The following is a 19,226-nucleotide window of genomic DNA, read 5'->3' as shown; positions in this document are numbered from 1 at the left end:
AAGAACAGACAATTTAAGAATAGGCAACTTGAGTAAATTTTAGTCAAGTGTCATCGCCTGAATCTTGATTTAATATATTTTATCCAATAGGGTGGGTTGATAATAATAACAAATCAAGGAAGAACAGATGCAGTTTATCGGCAGTCATCATCTCATCGGCAGTCTGCCCGGTGCCGACACCCCTGGCTCGTTCTCATCTCATCGAGAAGCTGAGTTCAAGCGTCAGCTTAATACCCACACTAACAAGATCAATAGCAACAATATCAATACCAATATCAATACCAACAAGATCAATACCAGTACCAACAATTCCAATAGGGAACATGATGGCTGGCGTTCGGCCTGTCGAAGCAGCGACGAGCCACACAATGCCTTTAAGGATAGAAGCTGGCAGCACCAAGAAGGCCAAGACCCGCTAGTTGCCAGCCTGGCTCTGATTAGTCTCGCAATGCTGAGTCTCGCGTCCGGCCTATTAACGATAGGGGCATAGTAGGAGTCTAGCTGGAGCATTCGCCGCCTCAGGCTAGCACCACGACGCTCGCCAAAACTAAAACTAAAACCAAAGCCATATTCTCAGCTCCCCCCCCAGCCGCTCGCCCACTGCCATGCCATTTGCCTGCATTGTTGAGGGGGCGGTGAGTTGCCGACATTAGCTGATAGCTCCATCCATACCCATTTATCTGCTTAGGCGTTGCTGCAAAGATGAGCAAACGCCCAGGCATCTCTTTCTCTCAGCGGGCTTTCATCGCTGTTTTCAATCTATCAGAATGGTTAACAACCGCGCCGAATTACAGGGTCTTTGGGGATGTTGCTTGTTTGTTAACTTCTGAATTTATCTGAGTTCCGCTCGGTTGATCAACAAGTGATCGATGCGGATATGCGTCACGGAAAATAAAGGGGTATTATCAATATTTGTTTATTTTGTGTGATCTGGGTCGCGCATAGCTACGCAAAAAGAGGTATTGTTCTGGCTTGTTGATTTGGATCAAGAACTTTTAGGTATTCATCTGGCAGGATACGCGCAAATGTAAGGATTTTGATAATAAAAACAACGTTAACTGTTGTATTAATGGAGTAGTATGATGAAAAAAACTATCGTTTCAGGTCTGATCGCTGCCGCCCTACTGTCTACTGGATTTGCCGCTTCTGCACACCAAGCTGGTGACATCATCGTTCGCGCCGGTGCTGTTACCGTTGCGCCAAATGAATCTAGCCAGGATGTCGTTACACCTGACCTAGGTAACCTAGGTGAGTTTTCTGTTAGCAGTAATACGCAATTAGGCCTGAACTTCGGTTACATGCTGACCGACAACTTTGGTATTGAACTGTTGGCCGCGACCCCCTTTAGCCATGACATTTCGCTAAAAGGTGTTGGTAAAGTGGCTGAGACCAAGCACCTGCCACCTACCTTAGTGGCTCAGTACTACTTCGGTTCGGCCGATTCTAAGTTACGTCCATATATCGGTGCCGGTGTGAACTTCACTAACTTCTTCGATAATGAGATCACTAATGATGCAGGCGGACGCCTATCGGATCTAAGTCTGTCAAACTCTTGGGGTGTGGCGGCGCAAGTGGGTATCGACTATCAGGTGAACAAGAACTGGTTGGTTAACGCCTCAGTTTGGTATGCGCAAATTAGCACTGACGCCAAGTTTAACTATACCTTCGACAATGCAGGTACTGCGACAACTGTGCCTGTGACTATCGAAACAGATATCAACCCTTGGGTTTACATGGTGAGCGTTGGCTACACCTTCTAATCCTCTGGATTAGGAATAGAAAAAGGAGCCAGTTGGCTCCTTTTTTTGTGCGTTTCTATTCGCCCTCGCTCGTGATTAGGGCTTTACTAGTGCGCCTTACTACTGCGCTTTCTTGGCAGCTTTTGCCGCCTTGCGCTCTTCCTTGGTGCGCCAGTGGCGTGTGTTGTAGATAAATTCCGGTAGACACTTGGTTAACCAGGCCACCAGGCGCCAACGCTTGGTGATATAGGCACGTCGCTTGCCCTTCTGCATCGCCTTGAGTGCCTGGCGCGCTACCTCATGGGGCGGTGATAGCCAGAGACGGCTCTGCTGCATGGCCGCCTTGTCAAGCAGACCAAGCTGAAGATCGCTAATGGTGATCGGCAGCTTGAGGCGCTGGGCATGCATGCTCAGTCCTTCGAGGTAGCTGCTGGCGTAGGCCTTGGAGGCATGATAGGCCACACTTGGGCCGCCCCTTAGTCCGGCGATGGAGTTGATGGCCGCGAGCTGGCCATAGCCCTGATCGACAAATAGTCTGAATGCCGTATTGCATATGGCGCTATAGCCCTGCACATTGACGGTAATGATGTCCTGTTCCAGTGGCCAGGGGAGCGAGGCGTCGTAGCCATTGAGGCCGGTATTGACGATCAACAGATGGGCACCGCCAAGTTGTTGCCAGACGCTCTCCAGTGTGGTGATGATTTCCCTCGGGCTCTCGATCGCCAGCTCATGCAGGCTGACTTGGGTGGGCAGAGACTGGGCAAATTCGGTAAGGGATTCGGTATCTTGTGCTAGAAGTGCCAGTTCCACGCCTTGCTGGGCAAGTTGTTTGGCAATTTCACGGCTAACGAGTGAGCTGGCGCCCACAATTATGGCTGTAGCTTGAGACATGAGGCTATTTCTCAACAAATGGTTCGCCTATGATATGAAGATCTCTGATAGAGAACAAGATTTATAGTATAGACATATGGACATCCAGAAGTCTTGATGTATGATTAGGAGCAAGAGTATGAACAGATGGTTGAAACCCCTAGCGGCAGTGGCGATGAGTGCGGGCCTGATGACGGCTTGTGCAACCCCAAATGCCAGCGTGGAGATCCAGGGGGAGGTTTGGTTTAAGGAGCGAATCGCCTTACCACCAGAGGCTGTGCTGTCGGTGCAGATCCAGGACGTGTCATTGATGGACGCGCCTGCCGTGGTGTTGGCGGCCTTCGAGCGTGATGATGTGACCACGCCGGCGCCCTTTACCTTTGTCATCCCAAGGGATCAGTTCGAGGCGGGCCATACCTATAGCGTGGGCGCCAAGATAAGCCTGGATGGCAAACTGATGTTTATCAATACTCAATCTTACCCCATAGATTTAGGCGATAGTGCGCCTATCTCTGTGCTAGTACAGCGCGTCGGCGGTTAAGGCGATACACCGCGCCGCTTGCGACATCTAGCCTATTGTGGGGCTCTGTTAACCAGGTCGAAAGAGGCGCGGTATGCCGGTAAAAATTCCCGATAATCTGCCAGCGGCGGAAATTCTCGAATCAGAAAATATCTTTGTCATGTCCGAGACCCGGGCGGCCAATCAGGATATCAGACCCATGAAGGTACTGATCCTCAACCTGATGCCAAACAAGATAGAGACTGAGACTCAGCTGCTGCGCCTCTTGGGTAATACCCCCTTGCAGGTGGATGTGGATCTGCTGCGCATTCACGATAAGGCGTCCAAGCACACCTCTATCGACCATATGAACAATTTCTATCGTGATTTCGAGGCTGTGCGCCATAAGAATTACGATGGTCTTATCATCACCGGCGCGCCCCTGGGACAGATAGAGTTCGAAGAGGTGACCTATTGGGATCATATACGCGAGATCATCGACTGGTCCCAACAACATGTGACCTCAGTGCTGTTTCTCTGCTGGGCAGCCCACGCGGCCCTGTACCACCTCTACGGTTTGCAGCGAAAGCTGCTCTCGGCCAAGCGATCTGGCGTGTTTAATCACCAGCGCACTCATAAACATTTTCCCCTGCTGCGGGGGTTTGATGATGAGTTCTTCGCGCCTCATTCCCGCTTCGCCGAGATGAATGTCGAGGATCTCAAGGCCCACAAGGAGCTGCAGGTCTTGGCCGAGTCCGATGAGGCCGGCGCCTACCTGGTGTTGAGCCGCAACAACCGCAATCTGTTTGTGATGGGCCATCCGGAATATCAAAAATCGACCCTGGGGGATGAGTATCAGCGGGATCTGGCAGAAGGGCTTAACCCTACGATACCTAAGAACTATTTTCGCTGTGATGATCCCAGCCAGGCGCCCGTCGCCCGCTGGCATGGTCACGGCAGCCTGCTGGTCAGCAACTGGCTGAATTACTATGTCTACCAGCTGACCCCCTATGATCTCCATGATATGAGCGCCATCACGCCCTGGGAGCATGAGTATAAGGATGGGCAAGACGATGACTAAGCCTGCCGCGCTTATCGAGACACCAAGGCTCACCATGCGTCAGTTTGTGATGGAGGATGCCGAGGCCGTGTATCGTTTCTCCTCAAATCCTGAGGTGGTGCGCTATACCGGCGATGAGGATGCGATCAAGAGCCTGGACGATGCCAGGGGCGTCATAGAAAGCTACTGGCTCGCCGGATACCGCGAACATGGTTTTGCTCGCTACGCCTTAGTCAACAAGCAGGACGACGAGCTCATTGGCTTTTGCGGCATCAAGTATGAGCCGCTGCTCAATCGTGGTCAGGGTGGGGTGGACATAGGCTATCGCATGTTGCCCGAGTATTGGGGCAAGGGGCTGGCCACCGAGGCCGTTACCGCCTGTTTGCATTACGCCAGGGAGACCTTAGGCATAAACTGGGTATACGCCGAGGCGATGAAGGAAAATGTCGCGTCCATCCGGGTGCTGGAGAAGGCGGGCATGGTGCGAATCGACAGCTATGAGGATTAAGGGGCTGAGCTTCATCTCTACCGCACGGCCTAGTCTGGGCGCGCAATTGACATAGAGGGTAAATTGCCAGAACCTTAGGTGACAGCGCTTGAAAAACAAGGTCTTAGGCGCTATTTTAGTGAGGACAGTTGATACCTTCATCGAGGCTCAACGGCTCCTAAACCAAGCGCCCGGTGTTCGCCAGACGCATCACCTTAGAGAATGGATCCTCATGTCAGAGCAACAGCAAGCCGTACTCCTGTTATTAGCACATCCCTCCCAACATAGATCCGAAGTTAATCTGCCCCTGTTTGAACTGGCCAAGACAATACCCGGCGTGACCGCGGTGGATCTCTATGGCGAGTATCCCGAATTTGATATCGACATCGAGCGTGAACAGCAGCGTCTGTTGGCCCACGATGTGGTGATATTTCAATTTCCCCTCTACTGGTATTCCACGCCCGCCATCCTAAAGGAGTGGCAAGACTTGGTGCTGGAATATGGCTTTGCCTATGGCACAGATGGCAATGCGCTCAAGGGGAAACGCTTCTTCTGTGCCATCACGGCAGGGGGCAAGGAGGAGGCCTATCAGGCAGAGGGCTATAATCATTTCACCCTGAGACAACTCCTGGCGCCCCTTGAGCAGACCGCCAGCCTCACCGGCATGCGCTATCTGCCGCCGTTCGCCCTGTTTGGCGCCCGCACCGCCGTCGAGGATGGACTGATGGCGCTGCACCTCGAGGAGTGGCGCGAGCTGCTCACCGCACTGGTGGCGGGCAAGCTCAATCGCCGTCTGGCCGCCAGGCTTGAGAAGTTAAACGGCCATCTTGATCAGATCATCACGGGGTAAGCGCTATGACCAATTATTTCCTGCAAGCCTTTATCTATCTGGTTGCCGCGGTGATCGCCGTGCCCCTGGCGAGGCGCTTTGGCCTGGGTTCGGTGCTTGGCTACCTGATCGCCGGGGTGGTGATAGGGCCGGTGATCGGCCTGGTGGGCGAGGAGACCTCGGTCATTCAGCACTTCGCCGAGTTTGGTGTGGTGATGATGCTGTTTGTGGTGGGGTTGGAGCTGGAGCCTAAGATGTTATGGGCCATGCGCCACCGCCTGCTGGGGTTGGGCGGGCTGCAGTTACTGCTGACCACGGGCGCGGTGGCGGCCATCGCCCTCTATTTCGGCCAGCAGTGGAGTATCGCCTTCACCATAGGCCTTATCTTCGCCCTGTCGTCGACGGCGATCGTGCTACAGACCTTTAATGAGAAGGGGCTCAGTCGCACCGATGGTGGCCGCAACGCCTTCTCGGTGCTGCTGTTTCAGGATATTGCTGTGATCCCCATGCTGGCCTTTATTCCGCTGCTGGCCCTGCCCGAACTGGTGGAACAGGCGCAGCAGGCGGCCACCCAGATGGCGGCGCAGCATGAGGAGATGAGCCTGGTTGCCGACCTGCCGCCCTGGGCCTATGCCATGGTGATGGTGGCGGCCATCGGCATATTAGTCGTTGGTGGTCACTACCTGAGCCGCCCCCTGTTTCGTTTCGTGGCCTCATCCGGGGTGAGGGAGATCTTTACTGCCACCGCCCTGATGTTGGTGATCGGCATCGCGGCGCTGATGAGCCTGGTGGGGCTGTCACCAGCCCTGGGCACCTTTCTCGCGGGCGTGGTGCTGGCCAACAGTGAGTTTCGCCACGAGCTGGAGTCCAATATCGATCCCTTCAAGGGGCTGCTGCTGGGGCTCTTCTTTATCACCGTCGGTGCCGGCATAGACTTCGGCATTCTGTTGCAGGATCTCGGCCTGATCCTGGGGCTAACCCTGGGGATCATAGTGCTGAAGGCCCTGGTACTCTTGCTGCTCACCCCTGTGTTTAAGATAGGGCAGAGTGACCGTTGGCTGTTTGCCCTGAGCCTGGCCCAGGCCGGGGAGTTTGGTTTCGTGCTGCTCAGTTTCACCGTGCAAAACCATGTATTGCCGGGTGAGCTGGCACAGCTGCTCTCACTGGTGGTCGCCCTGAGTATGATGCTGACTCCCGGCCTATTTATCCTGTTTGAACGTGTGATAGAGCCGAGATATTGCACCAGCGAGGCCGAGCGCGAGGCTGATAACATCGACGAGCACGGCAGCGTGATCATCGCCGGTGTCGGCCGTTTTGGTCAGGTGGTCAATCGCCTGCTCAGCGCCAACGGTATCAAGACGGTCGTGCTGGACCATCAGATTAGCCAGGTGGATATGCTGCGCCGCATCAATGTGAAGAGCTATTTTGGCGATGCGACCCGCCCGGATCTGCTGCATACGGCGGGGATAGAGGAGGCTGCCTTGTTGGTGGTCGCCATGGATAACCGAGACAGTGCGGTGGAGCTGGTGAAGTATGTGAAGCACACCTACCCCAAGGTGAAGGTGCTCGCCCGGGCGTTCGACCGCGGTCATGCCTATCTGCTGCGAGACGCCGGCGCCGACTTTATCCAGAAGGAGACCCTGTTGTCGGCGCTGGAGCTGGGCGCCGATGCCATGAAGTGTTTGGGATTTCATCCCTTCCATGTGGAGCAGCAGAAGAACACCTTCAAGCGTATAGAGAAGCGCAGCTCCGACACGCTCTATGGCGCCTGGAAAGATGACAGCAGTGGCGAGCGGTTCGATAACAACTATCGCAAGCTGTTTATCGAGCTGGAGGAGACCATCAAGGCCGCCATGGCGCGGGATCGCAACGACAAGTATGCCATGAGCGAGCGGGGCTGGACGCCGCCGCCCAAGGGGTATGACGAGTTGCTCGATGGCGAGGAGCCGCTGCCGTTACGCCCGCCAGAAGAAGAGATTAAGCCTTAAGGGCGGAAAGACTCGGCTGCAGCGCCTCTGGCAGCTCGACATGCACAGGCTGCTTGTCTAGGGGGCAGGTGAAATCCAGGAAGCAGGCGGTGAGCTGCAGGTTAGGATCGCTTTCTTGCGCATCGCCATGTTGTCTGTCGCCCACCACGGGAAAGCCAATGCTGGCCATATGGATGCGGATCTGATGCTTGCGGCCGGTCTCTATCTTGACCTGGACCAGGGACATATCCAGCGTGCCATCATACGCCACTAAGCTGGCGTGGGAGCGGGCCGCCTTGCCATCCACCTGGGTGTCTATGGTCTGAGTTTGCTTGGGAAACTTGCCCTTAACGATCACCCGGTACTGTTTGTCCAGCTGGTGCTGCTCAAATTGCGCCGCCAGCGCCGCCGTGGTGGTCTTGCTATGGCCAATGATCACCAGGCCGGTAGCGGCCCTGTCCAGTCGATGTATGATAAAGGCGGGGCGCTGGGGTGTGAGGTGAGTCTCCACGTAGCGGTTGATGGTGGTGTGATCGCTCCATTTGGAGCCCTGACACAACATGGCGTAGGGCTTATACCAGATGCTGTATTCGCCCTTATCCAGAATAAGCTGGGCATCTTCCACCTGCTGGGCCAGCACCTTGGGGTTGTAGTAGAGGTGGAGTTGATCCCCGATCTTTAACGGCTTCTTGGCCCGGCGCAGTCGTTGGGTGTATTTGCCTCGGGTGAGCCACACCGCCCCCTTGGCCATCGCCTGCTTGATCTCCTGCTTGGAGAGAGCACTCGCCTCGGCCAATAGGGTGCAGGAGTCATTCTGCGTCTGGCTGACCTTGAGGTGATGTTCGACTGGGTGTAGTTTGGGGTCTAGAGGCATGCTGAACTCATCATTTGCGCATTGGAGAGCGCTCGGGTGAAAAACCACGCCAGTTTACACTATTTTGTCTCCTTGTCGTCGGCAGCTGCTTATCGGCAAGGGAATTAATCTCATCATAGTTGACCGCCCCTTGGCTGCTATACTCAAGCCTCAAGCAAGGTGGCATCAGGGAGGAGCAAGATGCGGCAATTTAGCCTGATGAGGTGGATGACATTGCTCATCAGCCTGTGCATTACCCTTTTTATCAGCATGGCTGCACGGGCCGAGGTGACAGAGATACGCTACAACCTGTCGACCCATTTTGTCGATCCCAAACAGAGTTATTATATCGACCTGCTGCGCTTGGCGATGGAGAAGAGCCAAGATCAATATGGTGACTACCGCCTGCTGCCGGTGGAGATGGAGATGCCCCAGGGGCGCACCATCAAGCTGGTGGAGCAGGCCAAGCTGGATGTGGTGTGGACCATGACCAGCATGGAGCGTGAGCGCCAGCTGCGCGCGGTTTATTTCCCTCTGCTCAAGGGGTTAATGGGTCACCGTATCGCCATCATACGTACAGAGGATGCGGCGCGTTTTGCCAATATCACCACCATAGAGCAGCTCGGCGCTATCCCTGTGGGGCAGGGCAGCGACTGGCCAGACAGCGATATTTTGCAGCGTCAGGGTTTTACCCTGGTTCGCGGCGCGGCCCATAATTTGTTGACCATGCTGGAGAAACGCCGTTTCGATTATTTCCTGCGGGCACTGCATGAGCCCTGGGATGAGGTTAGCGACAGGCCTGCGCTCATGGTCGACACCCACTTCGTTGTCATCTATCCCGCGCCACTCTATTTCTTTGTCAGTCCTGACAATCCGGCACTAGCGGAGCGGATCGAATATGGCCTGCGCGCGGCCTTGCTCGATGGCAGTTTCGACGAGCTTTTTTATCATCATGCCATCACAGAAGGCATGCTTGGCCGGGCCAAGCTCGCCGAGCGGCGAGTCTTTCGCTTGGATAATCCATTTTTGTCACAGACAAGTAAGAATTTGCTCAGCGAATCGGCATTATGGTTCGATTGAGCATGTTGAATTGTCTGGCAATTGTTGCCAAATTGGCGTCAAATAAGGCCGAGAATAGCGTTAGTCTGACGGCCTCTATGGGGAGGGGGTATGATCGCAAATGAGCAGATGGTTGCCGTGCTTGAGGCAATGCCGGATCCCGCATTTATTCTGTCCTGTAGCGGCAAGTATGTGGCCGTCTTCGGTGGCAGCGATGCCCGCTATTATCACGATGGTCGCGGGCTGATTGGCAGCTACCTACATGAAGTGATCAAACCCGCTAAGGCCGCCTGGTTTCTGCAAACTATAGACAGGGCCCTTTCGAGCCGCCATCTGCTGATTGAAGAGTATGAGCTAAGCAACAAGGATGTGAAGGGGCTCCCCGATGAAGGCCCTGTGGAGCCCATCTGGTTTGAGGGGCGGATCCAGGCGCTGGACTTTCGCGTCGACGGCGAGGAGGTGGTGCTCTGGGTCGCCAGCAATATCTCCAAACGTCATGAACTTGAGCTTAAGCTCAGAGAGCTGAGCGACACGGATCAGCTCACCGGGTTGTTTAATCGTCGCCGTCTCGAGCGAGACTTTGCCCTGCATTTCGATAACTTCAGCGAGCAGGGGATGCCGACGACTATCCTGATGTTAGATATTGATAATCTCAAACAGGTCAACGACACGAAAGGGCACCAAAAGGGGGATGAGAACATCCTGGCGGTTGCCGAGATCTGCCGCAGTGAGTTTCGCCGAACCGACTATGCCTATCGATTCGGTGGCGATGAATTTGTGGTGGTCTTGCCCGGTCTGCTGCCGACTCAGGCGATGGCCATGGTCGAGGCGCTGCATCAGAGCTTCAATCGCGCCTTATCTGCCCTGGCGGAGGATGGGCTACTGGCCACCATCAGCCTGGGGATGACAGGGATCAAGGCGGGCGATACCTCTTACCAAGATACTTTAAGGCGAGCCGATATGGCCCTGTATCAGGCTAAAGACCAGGGTAAGAATCAGCTGAGATATATCCCTTAGTCTTTCGGTAAGGCGTTTTACCTCCTCTATCGACGCGCTCATTCTGGCGCTGGCGACCATCTATGGGGAGGCTCCCTCTTTGATAGCTAATTAGCGCTAGAAACAGGTCACCTCAATTGGGGCATCCGGGTGTTTCTTCTATAGTTTATATAATGAATCTTTAATGCAAATTTACTTGTTTAGCCCGACAGGCAGCCATACTGTTAAGGGAAACAGGTGCAGCGGAGGCATTATGCAAACACAGATACAGGCAAGGATTAAACATTGGTTGAGTCTCGACAGCGACGCCAAGAGTCGCGACGAGATCCAGGCCTTGGTAGATCAAGGTGCGCAGGAGGAGCTGGCGGCGAGGTTCGCCGGACGTCTCACATTCGGCACTGCGGGCATTCGCGGCGTGGTGGGCGCAGGTCCCATGCGGATGAACCGTCTGGTGGTGCAGCAGACCTCCAAGGGGGTCGCCGAATACCTCAAGGCTCAGGTGGAAAATGCAGTGAGTCGCGGCGTTGTCATCGGCTACGATGGCCGTCACGACTCCAAGCAGTTTGCCGAAGATGCCGCCAGCGTGCTCACCGCCGCGGGCTTCAAGGTGTTTCTTACCAGCAAGGTGGCGCCGACCCCTCTGGTGGCCTTCGGCGTTCTGCATCTGGGGGCGGCAGCCGGCATAGTGGTGACCGCCAGTCACAACCCGCCGCAGTACAATGGCTATAAGGTTTACTGGGGTAATGGCGCGCAGATCATTCCGCCCCATGATACTGGCATCGCGGCCCGTATTGAGCTGGCGGCCAACTCGCCGGTGGATATGTTGCCGCTGGAAACGGCACTGGAGACTGGTAAGCTGGTAATGCTCGAGGAGGATTACTATCAGGCCTATCGTCAGGGCGTGTTAAACGCAGAGGTGCTGCAAAGCCCCGCCCGTCCCGAGTTGGTGAGCCTGGCCTATACCGCCATGCATGGGGTCGGCGCAGAGATGGCCGAGACCCTGCTGAAGGATATCGGGGTCACACAGGTCTATTCGGTCGCGGCCCAGCGTGAGCCTGATGGTGACTTTCCTACGGTGAACTTCCCTAATCCCGAAGAGGCAGGCGCCATGGATCTGGTGATGGCCGAGGCGCATTGGCACGGTGCCATGTTGGCCTGTGCCAACGACCCCGATGCCGACCGTTTTGCGGTAGCGGTGCGTAAACCCGGCGCTAGGCCAGAGATGCCCTCCACCGAGGCCTACCAAATGCTTACAGGTGATCAGGTGGGCGTCTTGCTGGGCCACTACCTGCTCTCCCACGCCAGTGATGATCAGCGACTGCTCTGCTGCACTATCGTCTCCTCCAGCCTGCTGACCCGCATCAGTGAGGCGTGTGGCGCCCAGTGCGAGACCACACTCACAGGCTTTAAATGGCTGACCAATGTGGGCATGAGCAAACAGACTCAGGAGAACCGCTTCCTGTTCGCCTACGAAGAGGCGCTCGGCTACACGGTCGGCAGCATGGTATGGGATAAGGATGGCCTCTCAGCCTTGGTCGCCTTCGTGCAGCTCACTGCTGAGCTGGCTGCCAAGGGGGAGACTCTGTGGGACAGGCTAGAGAGCATCTATCGTCAATATGGCTATTATCTCAACCGTCAGGTGAGTATCGCCCTCAGCGGTGAGCCAGGTGCGCCTACCATAGGCGAGCAGCTAAGGGCGCTCAACCCAAGTGAGATTGCCGGTAGGGCCCTGGTGTCTGTGGATGATATCAGCCTAGGCGTGCGCCGTTTTGCCGATGGCCGCGAAGAGACGATCGACCTGCCTCGCAGCGACGTGCTCATCTATCGCCTCGAGGGCAATGCCAGGGTGATCGTACGCCCATCGGGCACAGAGCCTAAGGTGAAGTGTTACTACGAAGTGGTCGAGCCCTTTGGCGAGGATGAGGGAATGGATGCGGTGCAGCGCCGCGCCGAGGCGACCATGGAAGATTTCGTCAGCCGTCATCAAGCGGGCTTGCCGAAGGCATGAGGTGCTTTACTTAGGCTCACTGGTAACTACCAAATGGTTTTTATCGGCTTGCCCCCCTACTGACACTAGGCTGTCAGTAGGGGGGCGTTAAGCTCCTCTTATTGACGAATGAGGGAGACGCTCAGGGTTGAGCGTCGCATTCGGCCAATTAAGGAGAGCAAGATGCAAGAGCAGCAAGTGTTACACCAGGCACCTTTACAGCAGGCACCTTTAGTCTGGGGCGAGATCGCCGTCGAGGACATGGCGCGGGCCAAGGCCTTCTACCAGATTCATTTTGGGGTGAGTTTTCGTGATGAAAACATGTTTGGCATGCAGATGGCCATCTTAGAGACAGAGGCTAAGGATGCGGCCAGCATCGCACTAGTGAAACATGATATGATGCGCCCGAGTGGAGCTGGCAGCATTCTTTACCTTCATCTTAGCGATCATCTCGTGCCTTTGGTGTCAAAGTTAGCGCAAAACGGTGTCGAGATCCCTGTGCCAGCCATGGCCATCAAGGAGGGGGAGTGCGGCTATAGCTGCGTCATCGTCGATAGTGAAGGCAATCGCGTCGGCCTCTGGGCACCTAATTTGAACGGCTAATTTGAACGCCTAGCCTGAACGACTCGTCAGGATGCTCAGGCGCAGTATGCAGTGATGGCTTTAGCACCGATGCCTAGCGAGCTAAACCTAGTGAGCTAAATAGGCTAAGGCAAACGCTTGGCGTCTGCCTTAGCTCAGGAAACAACAGAAGGAATTGAGATGAAGACGATAAACCTAGCGCCTAAGGCCTTGGTTGGCATGAGTGTTCGCACCAACAATGGGGCAGAATCTGAGGCGTCGACGCAAAAAATTGCGCCGCTGTGGCAGGCCTTCATGGGGCAGTATGGCGAGCAGATCTTCGGTAAGTTGCCTGTGTATGGGGTCTATTACGACTATGCCAGCGACATGGATGGCGATTATAGCCTGATGACGGCGGTCGAGGCGGGCACCATAGAGCATGACGACAAGTTAACGCCGCTCACCTTAGAGGGCGGTAACTACCTCTGTTTCAGTGCCACAGGAGAGATGCCCCAGGCGGTTATTTCACTCTGGCAGCAGATCTGGGCCTATTTTCAGCGCCCCGATTGCCCCTATCGTCGCCAGTATCTGACCGATTTCGAGTGTTACGCCCAGCCTGACAGCGTCGATATCTATATCGGCGTCCACGTCGAAGTTTAGATAGGTAGAGGTCTAGCCAAAGTCTAGTTAAGCCTGGATTTAGCAACGTCCAGTCATAATCACCACGGGCCGTCCAAGGGGCGGCCAATTCAGGTAAGTCATGCGCCGCGCCGATCGCCTATTTCAAATCGTACAAATTCTCAGACACAGACGCCTCACTACGGCTAAGCAGCTGGCGGAGCGTCTCGAGGTCTCTAGCCGTACCATCTACCGGGATATTCAGGATCTCTGCCTGTCGGGGATCCCCATCGAAGGGGAGGCCGGCGTCGGCTATCTGCTGCGCCAGGAGGTGAATGTACCGCCACTGATGTTTAACGAGCAGGAGCTGGAGGCGATACAGGTGGGGATGCGTATGGTGCAGGCTCAGGGTGGCCACGAGCTGGCCAGCGCCGCCAAGCAGGCGATGATCAAGGTCGAAGCCGTGTTACCCGAGCGACTCAAGGCCTATCAATCCTTGATGTTTGCCCCCGATTTCTATCGCCATGACCAAGGCTTTATCTTTCTCGACCTGCTGCGCAAGAGTGCCAGAGAGCGAGAATATATTCTGCTGAGCTATCAGGATGTTAACCAGAGTTGCAGCGAGCGCCGGGTACGCCCCCTGGCACTCTATTACTGGCAAGGAGTCTGGACCCTGCTGGCCTGGTGTGAGCTGCGTGACGATTTTCGTAATTTCCGCATCGATCGAATGTCGAGCGTGCTGCCGCTCGCCAGCCATTTCCCCCACGCGCCGGGTCAGGAGATGCCTGACTATATCGCCATGATGCAGGCGCAACATGGCGAGTGTTAGCGGTCTTTCCATCGGTATATAAAATTATTCCGGCAGCAGCGGGCGCATGAAGCTGCGCTCATAGCGGCGGATAAACTTGTGCTGCTTGGCGTACTCGAAGGCCGCGATACACGCTTTATCATGCACTGAGGCCTCGCGGTATTGCTCGTAGCTGGCCAGCGATGGAAAGCTAAATAGCGCCAGCGCGATATCATTGGCGCCCTCGCTAGGTAGGAAGTAACCGTGGTGTTGTCCACCGAATTTGGCGACTAAAGGTAACCAGAGCTTGGCATAGTGCTCAAACTTATCCAGTTGATCCGGGTCGATGATGTATTTCACGTGACAGGTTACCGCCATCTTAATTTCTCCCTAATGTATGATGAAAAACAGCGCCATACTCACCAGTACGGTCAGCAGTGTGTTGCGGGTAAAGTAGGCTAGTAATACGGCCACTAAGCCGCAGATGAGGTAGCTGTTATCGAATGTGATCGCCAGTTGCTGGTCGCGCACGAAGACGATGGGGGCGGCGATGGCGGTTAGCACCGCAGGCGCCGAATACCCGAGGAACTGCAGAGTATTCTTACTCAGGCGCAGGGGCAGTCTGGGTTCGAGAAACAGGTAACGGCTGAGGAAGATCACCGCCGTCATGGCGAGCATAGTAAGCCAGATCATCATGCCTGCCTCCAGGATTCACCGCTGAGTTTGGCATAGAGCTGGCCGCAGGACATGGCAGTAAGCGAGGCGATAAGCAGTCCCGCCTGCAGCTCCATCAGGGCGCACACCACACTGGCCACCATGGCGACCAGTACACACACCAGGATTGAGGGGCGTTTCACCGCTGGCACCACAATGGCGATGAAGGTGGCGGCGATGGCGAAATCCAGCCCCAAGGCGTCCAGATTCTCTATCTTATGGCCCAGGGTTATCCCCATTGCCGTGGCAAGGTTCCACCCCAGATAGAAGCTAAAGCCGCCGCCGAAGGCGAACCAGGGATCCAGACTGCGTTGCTTGCCCAGGTTGGCGATGGCAAACAGCTCGTCGGTGAGCAGAAAGCCCAGGGTGAGTCGCCATCTTAGGGGCAGTGGACTTATCTGCGGGCGCATCGCCATGCCGTAGAGCAGGTGGCGTGAGGTGATTAGTAAGGTGGTGATTAAGATGCTGACCAGGCCAATCCCTGCCTTGATCATCCCAAGCGCCACTAGCTGCGCCGCACCGGCGAAGACCAGAGCTGACATCGCCTGGCTCTCGAATGGACTTAAACCGGCATTAAGGGCGAAGGAGCCAGCGAGTATGCCCCAGGGGACGACCGCTAGGGTTAAGGGGGATATGGCCAGCGCCCCCTTAAGGGCGGCGCGCATCGGCCCAGTGCCTGGTGCGCTGCTCTGGGTGTCTTGAGGTGTTGGGCCGTTGGCGCCAGTCTGAGCTTCCTGAGTCATCTTGTGTCTATATACCTGTGTCTGGGGGCCTGTTTTTTTATGAGCGTGTGTCTAGGTGCTAATGTCTTGATGCTTATCTATAGGTGCTAGAGAGATAACTCGACCTTACAAAAAATGGGTTCGCCTGGCTTGTACATTGTTGCGCTCAACTTCTTTAGCGTATTGACCGGGAGTGACTCCCAGGGCACGCTTAAAGTGGCGATTGAGGTGGCTCTGATCGTGAAAGCCGCAGCCGAGGGCGACTTCAAGTAGCGGCTCGCCTGCGCGGATCTTCTGTTTTGCCAGTCGAATGCGACTCTGGATCTGATAGGCGTGGGGTGGCAGGCCGAAGCTCTGCTGAAACTGTTTTATCAGGTAATAAGGGCTAATTCCGGCCAGGTTAGCGAGGGCCGTTAGCGACACGTCGCTGGCGGGCATATCATCGAGAAACTGCTTAACTAGCGTTAGTTGACGTTGAGCGGTCTTAGCTGTGTCGGCGGGGGGCCGACTGGTACCATGGCGCGTCACCAGCTTCACCATGCTGGTATAGATGAGGCTTTCTCGCAGCAGGGGGTTATCTGAGCCGGTGAGCGTCTCGAAGGTTAGACGTAGCAGGTCGGCCAGGGGTTTATCTTTTACCACAGGTTCGGGAAAGTAGGGAGCCCCTGTGCGCTTAGTGCCTATGGCTGCTGCGATATCCGCAAACTGCTCGGGGAGCGGATACATGGCGCGATAAGACCAGCCATCGTCTGTGGCCGAACGGCCATTATGCACCTCATCGGCATTGACCAGAATGATGCTGTCTTGTGGGGCAACATGATCGCCGCCGGTACGATAAAAACGCTGGGCGCCGGTGTCGATAACCCCCACGGTATAGCCCTCATGGCTATGTCGCGAGAAGTTTTGTTTCTGATAGCTGGCATTCAGTAGCTCTATGCCGCCCAGCTCATCGGCTAGGCTGAAGTGTGCCTGTTCTTTACTGCTGTGCTTGTTCATAGGATTGCTGCTGTGAGCGCGATATATGTCTGATGTTGGCGAGTCGATAGGCTCATCTTAGCCTAAAACTCGCAGCGGCTTTTGTACAAAATTGTCATCCGCTATCGCCGATGCTATGGTCGAGTTTCCTACGAGGTGGAGAACTAGTGCAACCCATGACGCGACAAGCCCCTGTGGTGATCTTCGACGGCAGCTGTAATCTGTGTCACGGCGCGGTGCGATTTATCATTAGGCGTGACAGACGCAAGCAATTTAAGTTTGCCTCGGTTCAGAGTGAGACGGCCCAGCGGCTATTGGCCGCGCAGGGTATCTTGGTGGATCTTGAGGATCTTAGCAGCTTCTATCTGCTGGATGAGACAGGCGTGTCGGCTAAGAGCGAGGCGGCATTAGCGGTGGCCAGTCGACTCGATGGCCCCTGGCCCTTGTTGAAGCTATTGAGGTGGCTGCCCCGCTCCTTAAGAGACTGGGTTTACAATCAGGTTGCCAATCGGCGTTATCGCCTCTTTGGCCGAAGAGCCTGCGCCCTGCCAGAGGATATCGACAGGGACAGGTTTATCGAGTGAGCGTTCTCGATTGCACTTTCTCGAGTGCACTTTCTAGATTGAGCTATTGAAAAACTAGAGGGCCAGCAGCTTAGGTAGGAAGCGGGTATCCAGCTTGGCGATCTCGCGTTGCTCATCCAGCACCTGCTGCAATATCTCTTTGCTGGTCAATGGATTGGCAAGAACCACCCTGAATACCACAGAGGTCTGCTCCAGGTTGTTTGCCGGAATGATACGGGTACGAGAGACGAAGGATTTCCCCTGTTCGCGTTGCCGCTTCTGGATAAATTTGGTCAGGCTATCCAGCAGGGTATTGATCTCACTCACCCGCGCCGCGTCATTCGCCGCTATCGCCTCGGCGAGCTGCGACTGTACCTTGGCCGGTACATAGCGATAGGTCAGCAGGCAGAGTTCTGGCCTTGAGGCCAGCTGAAAATCGTCCTGGGCGGCGATAAGCTCCCCAAAATAGCGCGCCTTCTCCAGGCTGTTGTTGATTAAGATCTCGTAGCCATCGCGGCCAATCACCTGTAGGCAGGCATGCACCAACATGGCCATGCCCGGACGCGAGCCCTCTAGTGTCTGACTGCCCAGATCCTTAGAGCCCTTACGCAGAATATATTCGGCGTGGTGTTTGATGGCGTTGGCAAATTCCGGATCTTTAAACAGCACCATGCCGGCGCCCATGGGCACATACATCTGTTTGTGGGCATCGATAGTGACCGAATCGGCGCGCTCTATGCCGGCTAACAGGTGGCGATACTTGTTCGACAGCAGGCTGGCACCGCCCCAGGCGGCGTCCACATGGAAATGGCACCCCAGTTGCTCGGCGAGATCCGCAAGTTCTTTCAGTGGGTCGATATTACCGGTTTCGGTTGTCCCGGCGACACCGACTATAGCCATCACCTTGATGTTCTGCGCTTCAAGCCGCTCGGCCGCCTCGCGCATCTTGGCCACATCCACCTTGTTATCTGCCGCGCAGGGCACGCTCACTATGTTGTCGCGGCCTATGCCTAATAGATCGGCGGCTTTGCCGAGGGAGTAGTGGCCGCGCGTCGAGACCAAGATAGCCAGATCATCATAGCCATAGTGGCGCAGTGCGCGCATCAATCCAGATTGGGCCACGCCCTTGAAGTCGCCATCGGGTTTTAATAGACGGTTGCGGGCGATCCACAGCGCCGTGATGTTGGCGACCGTGCCGCCGGAGCAGAAGGCGCCCAGGGAGTGGCTGGCGCTGTGCATCCAGCTTTCATAGAAGGGCTTGTTTTGACCATAGACCATGTGGTGCATCATCCCCAGCACCTGGCGCTCCAGCGGCGTGAAGGCCTTGGAGGTCTCTATCTTCACCAGGTTCTGGTTGAGCCCCACCATCATCTTCGACAGTGGCAGCACGAAATAGGGCAGCGCCGAGGTCATGTGACCGATAAAGCTGGGCGCAGAGGTGTGCACGCTGTGGGCGATAAGCGTCTGCATCATCTGCTCGGCATAGTCGGAGACGAAGCTGGGAGCCGCTGGGATCTGATAGGCCTGAAAATCTTTTTCGATCTCGCTCAGTGGCTTCTCGACGGCGACGATATTCTCTTTGAGGAAGCCCATCAGGTTTTCCGACAGGTTTTTCTCTATCTTACCCAGGGTCGAATTCGGTGCTTCGGGCAGAGTGAAAATACGCATCAAGGCCTCTTCAGAGGCGGTCGCTTGTCGTGTCTGTTTTGATGTCATCGAGGCGCGTCGCTTAACTTGTGTCTGTTTTGAAATAGAAAAAACAGGCGATCGAAAAAGGGAGCTAACTTTACTGTAAGCTTTATACCGCATCAAGGGGAAAAGTGAAATGGCTGGCGGGCAGGGCGTAAAGCCGTCAGCCCGAACGGAAACAGCCTTGAGCCTAATTGGAAACAGCCTTGAGCCAAATTTGAAATGGCCTTGAGCAAAATCGGCACAGCCTT

Annotated in this window: 21 protein-coding genes; 14 read left to right on the top strand and 7 right to left on the bottom strand. The window is 55.4% G+C overall.

Annotated features, from left to right (window positions below):
* The first annotated feature begins 127 nt into the window (after window positions 1-127).
* Together L1D43_RS10530 and ompW are read left to right on the top strand one after the other, a co-directional pair.
* Window positions 128-490 (top strand): hypothetical protein, encoded by a 363-nt coding sequence (locus L1D43_RS10530; protein ID WP_239851450.1) that lies wholly within the window; start codon window positions 128-130, stop codon window positions 488-490.
* Window positions 491-1,079: 589 nt separating this feature from the next.
* On the top strand, window positions 1,080-1,760 hold the full coding sequence (gene ompW, locus L1D43_RS10525; protein WP_160794574.1) for an outer membrane protein OmpW: 681 nt from the start codon (window positions 1,080-1,082) through the stop codon (window positions 1,758-1,760).
* Window positions 1,761-1,859: 99 nt separating this feature from the next.
* Here the strand turns inward: ompW and L1D43_RS10520 are convergent, their stop codons facing one another.
* Window positions 1,860-2,630: an SDR family NAD(P)-dependent oxidoreductase gene (locus tag L1D43_RS10520; protein ID WP_239851449.1), complete on the bottom strand. Its 771-nt coding sequence runs from the start codon at window positions 2,628-2,630 to the stop codon at window positions 1,860-1,862.
* 118 nt (window positions 2,631-2,748) lie between these two features.
* Here L1D43_RS10520 and L1D43_RS10515 point away from each other — a divergent pair, with 118 nt between their 5' ends.
* The 5 genes from L1D43_RS10515 (at window position 2,749) to L1D43_RS10495 (ending at window position 7,472) form a co-directional block, all read left to right on the top strand.
* The gene (locus tag L1D43_RS10515) at window positions 2,749-3,150 is read left to right on the top strand and encodes a YbaY family lipoprotein (protein WP_041509346.1); all 402 of its coding nucleotides are present in this window, start codon (window positions 2,749-2,751) and stop codon (window positions 3,148-3,150) included.
* Between the two features lie 73 nt (window positions 3,151-3,223).
* On the top strand, window positions 3,224-4,189 hold the full coding sequence (metA, locus tag L1D43_RS10510) for a homoserine O-succinyltransferase (RefSeq protein WP_239851448.1): 966 nt from the start codon (window positions 3,224-3,226) through the stop codon (window positions 4,187-4,189).
* Window positions 4,182-4,676 (top strand): GNAT family N-acetyltransferase, encoded by a 495-nt coding sequence (locus tag L1D43_RS10505; RefSeq protein ID WP_239851447.1) that lies wholly within the window; start codon window positions 4,182-4,184, stop codon window positions 4,674-4,676. Before metA ends, L1D43_RS10505 begins: the two co-directional genes overlap by 8 nt.
* Before the next feature lie 211 nt (window positions 4,677-4,887).
* Window positions 4,888-5,505 (top strand): NAD(P)H-dependent oxidoreductase, encoded by a 618-nt coding sequence (locus tag L1D43_RS10500; RefSeq protein WP_239851446.1) that lies wholly within the window; start codon window positions 4,888-4,890, stop codon window positions 5,503-5,505.
* 5 nt (window positions 5,506-5,510) lie between these two features.
* The gene (locus tag L1D43_RS10495; protein WP_239851445.1) at window positions 5,511-7,472 is read left to right on the top strand and encodes a monovalent cation:proton antiporter-2 (CPA2) family protein; all 1,962 of its coding nucleotides are present in this window, start codon (window positions 5,511-5,513) and stop codon (window positions 7,470-7,472) included.
* On the opposite strand, the gene L1D43_RS10490 is transcribed toward L1D43_RS10495, so the two are convergent.
* Complete coding sequence (locus L1D43_RS10490) at window positions 7,462-8,325, bottom strand: RluA family pseudouridine synthase (RefSeq protein WP_239851443.1); 864 nt, start codon at window positions 8,323-8,325, stop codon at window positions 7,462-7,464. The two genes, L1D43_RS10495 and L1D43_RS10490, sit on opposite strands and share 11 nt — an antisense overlap.
* Before the next feature lie 180 nt (window positions 8,326-8,505).
* On the opposite strand from L1D43_RS10490, the gene L1D43_RS10485 reads away from it, so the two are divergent.
* The 6 genes from L1D43_RS10485 to L1D43_RS10460 all read left to right on the top strand — a co-directional run bounded on the left by L1D43_RS10485 (window position 8,506) and on the right by L1D43_RS10460 (window position 14,354).
* Window positions 8,506-9,384, top strand: coding sequence for a transporter substrate-binding domain-containing protein (locus tag L1D43_RS10485; protein ID WP_239851441.1), 879 nt, complete (start codon window positions 8,506-8,508; stop codon window positions 9,382-9,384).
* A 90-nt stretch (window positions 9,385-9,474) separates the two neighbouring features.
* Entirely contained in the window at window positions 9,475-10,380 is a 906-nt protein-coding gene (locus L1D43_RS10480; protein WP_239851439.1) for a GGDEF domain-containing protein, read from the top strand.
* Window positions 10,381-10,612: 232 nt separating this feature from the next.
* On the top strand, window positions 10,613-12,367 hold the full coding sequence (locus L1D43_RS10475) for a phospho-sugar mutase (protein WP_239851438.1): 1,755 nt from the start codon (window positions 10,613-10,615) through the stop codon (window positions 12,365-12,367).
* Window positions 12,368-12,529: 162 nt separating this feature from the next.
* On the top strand, window positions 12,530-12,949 hold the full coding sequence (locus tag L1D43_RS10470) for a VOC family protein (protein WP_239851437.1): 420 nt from the start codon (window positions 12,530-12,532) through the stop codon (window positions 12,947-12,949).
* 159 nt (window positions 12,950-13,108) lie between these two features.
* On the top strand, window positions 13,109-13,567 hold the full coding sequence (locus L1D43_RS10465; protein ID WP_239851436.1) for a GyrI-like domain-containing protein: 459 nt from the start codon (window positions 13,109-13,111) through the stop codon (window positions 13,565-13,567).
* 100 nt (window positions 13,568-13,667) lie between these two features.
* On the top strand, window positions 13,668-14,354 hold the full coding sequence (locus tag L1D43_RS10460; RefSeq protein WP_239851435.1) for a YafY family protein: 687 nt from the start codon (window positions 13,668-13,670) through the stop codon (window positions 14,352-14,354).
* A 24-nt stretch (window positions 14,355-14,378) separates the two neighbouring features.
* Here the strand turns inward: L1D43_RS10460 and L1D43_RS10455 are convergent, their stop codons facing one another.
* The 4 genes from L1D43_RS10455 to L1D43_RS10440 form a co-directional block, all read right to left on the bottom strand.
* Complete coding sequence (locus L1D43_RS10455) at window positions 14,379-14,690, bottom strand: NIPSNAP family protein (protein WP_239851434.1); 312 nt, start codon at window positions 14,688-14,690, stop codon at window positions 14,379-14,381.
* 12 nt (window positions 14,691-14,702) lie between these two features.
* Entirely contained in the window at window positions 14,703-15,005 is a 303-nt protein-coding gene (locus L1D43_RS10450; protein WP_239851983.1) for an AzlD domain-containing protein, read from the bottom strand.
* Window positions 15,005-15,691 carry an AzlC family ABC transporter permease gene (locus L1D43_RS10445; RefSeq protein WP_239851981.1) on the bottom strand — a complete coding sequence of 229 codons (687 nt, stop codon included), beginning with the start codon at window positions 15,689-15,691 and terminating at the stop codon, window positions 15,005-15,007. Before L1D43_RS10445 ends, L1D43_RS10450 begins: the two co-directional genes overlap by 1 nt.
* Window positions 15,692-15,874: 183 nt before the next feature.
* Window positions 15,875-16,744 carry an AraC family transcriptional regulator gene (locus tag L1D43_RS10440; RefSeq protein ID WP_239851433.1) on the bottom strand — a complete coding sequence of 290 codons (870 nt, stop codon included), beginning with the start codon at window positions 16,742-16,744 and terminating at the stop codon, window positions 15,875-15,877.
* Between the two features lie 155 nt (window positions 16,745-16,899).
* Here L1D43_RS10440 and L1D43_RS10435 point away from each other — a divergent pair, with 155 nt between their 5' ends.
* Window positions 16,900-17,307, top strand: coding sequence for a DCC1-like thiol-disulfide oxidoreductase family protein (locus L1D43_RS10435; protein WP_239851979.1), 408 nt, complete (start codon window positions 16,900-16,902; stop codon window positions 17,305-17,307).
* Between the two features lie 54 nt (window positions 17,308-17,361).
* Here the strand turns inward: L1D43_RS10435 and panP are convergent, their stop codons facing one another.
* Window positions 17,362-19,002, bottom strand: coding sequence for a pyridoxal-dependent aspartate 1-decarboxylase PanP (gene panP, locus L1D43_RS10430; RefSeq protein ID WP_239851426.1), 1,641 nt, complete (start codon window positions 19,000-19,002; stop codon window positions 17,362-17,364).
* Window positions 19,003-19,226 lie beyond the last annotated feature (224 nt).

This window comes from Shewanella sp. Isolate8 (genome assembly GCF_022398495.1).
GTDB classification, from domain to species: domain Bacteria; phylum Pseudomonadota; class Gammaproteobacteria; order Enterobacterales; family Shewanellaceae; genus Shewanella; species Shewanella aquimarina.
The sequence above is the reverse complement of the archived record's forward strand: the minus strand, read 5'-3'. Positions and strand labels throughout refer to the sequence as shown.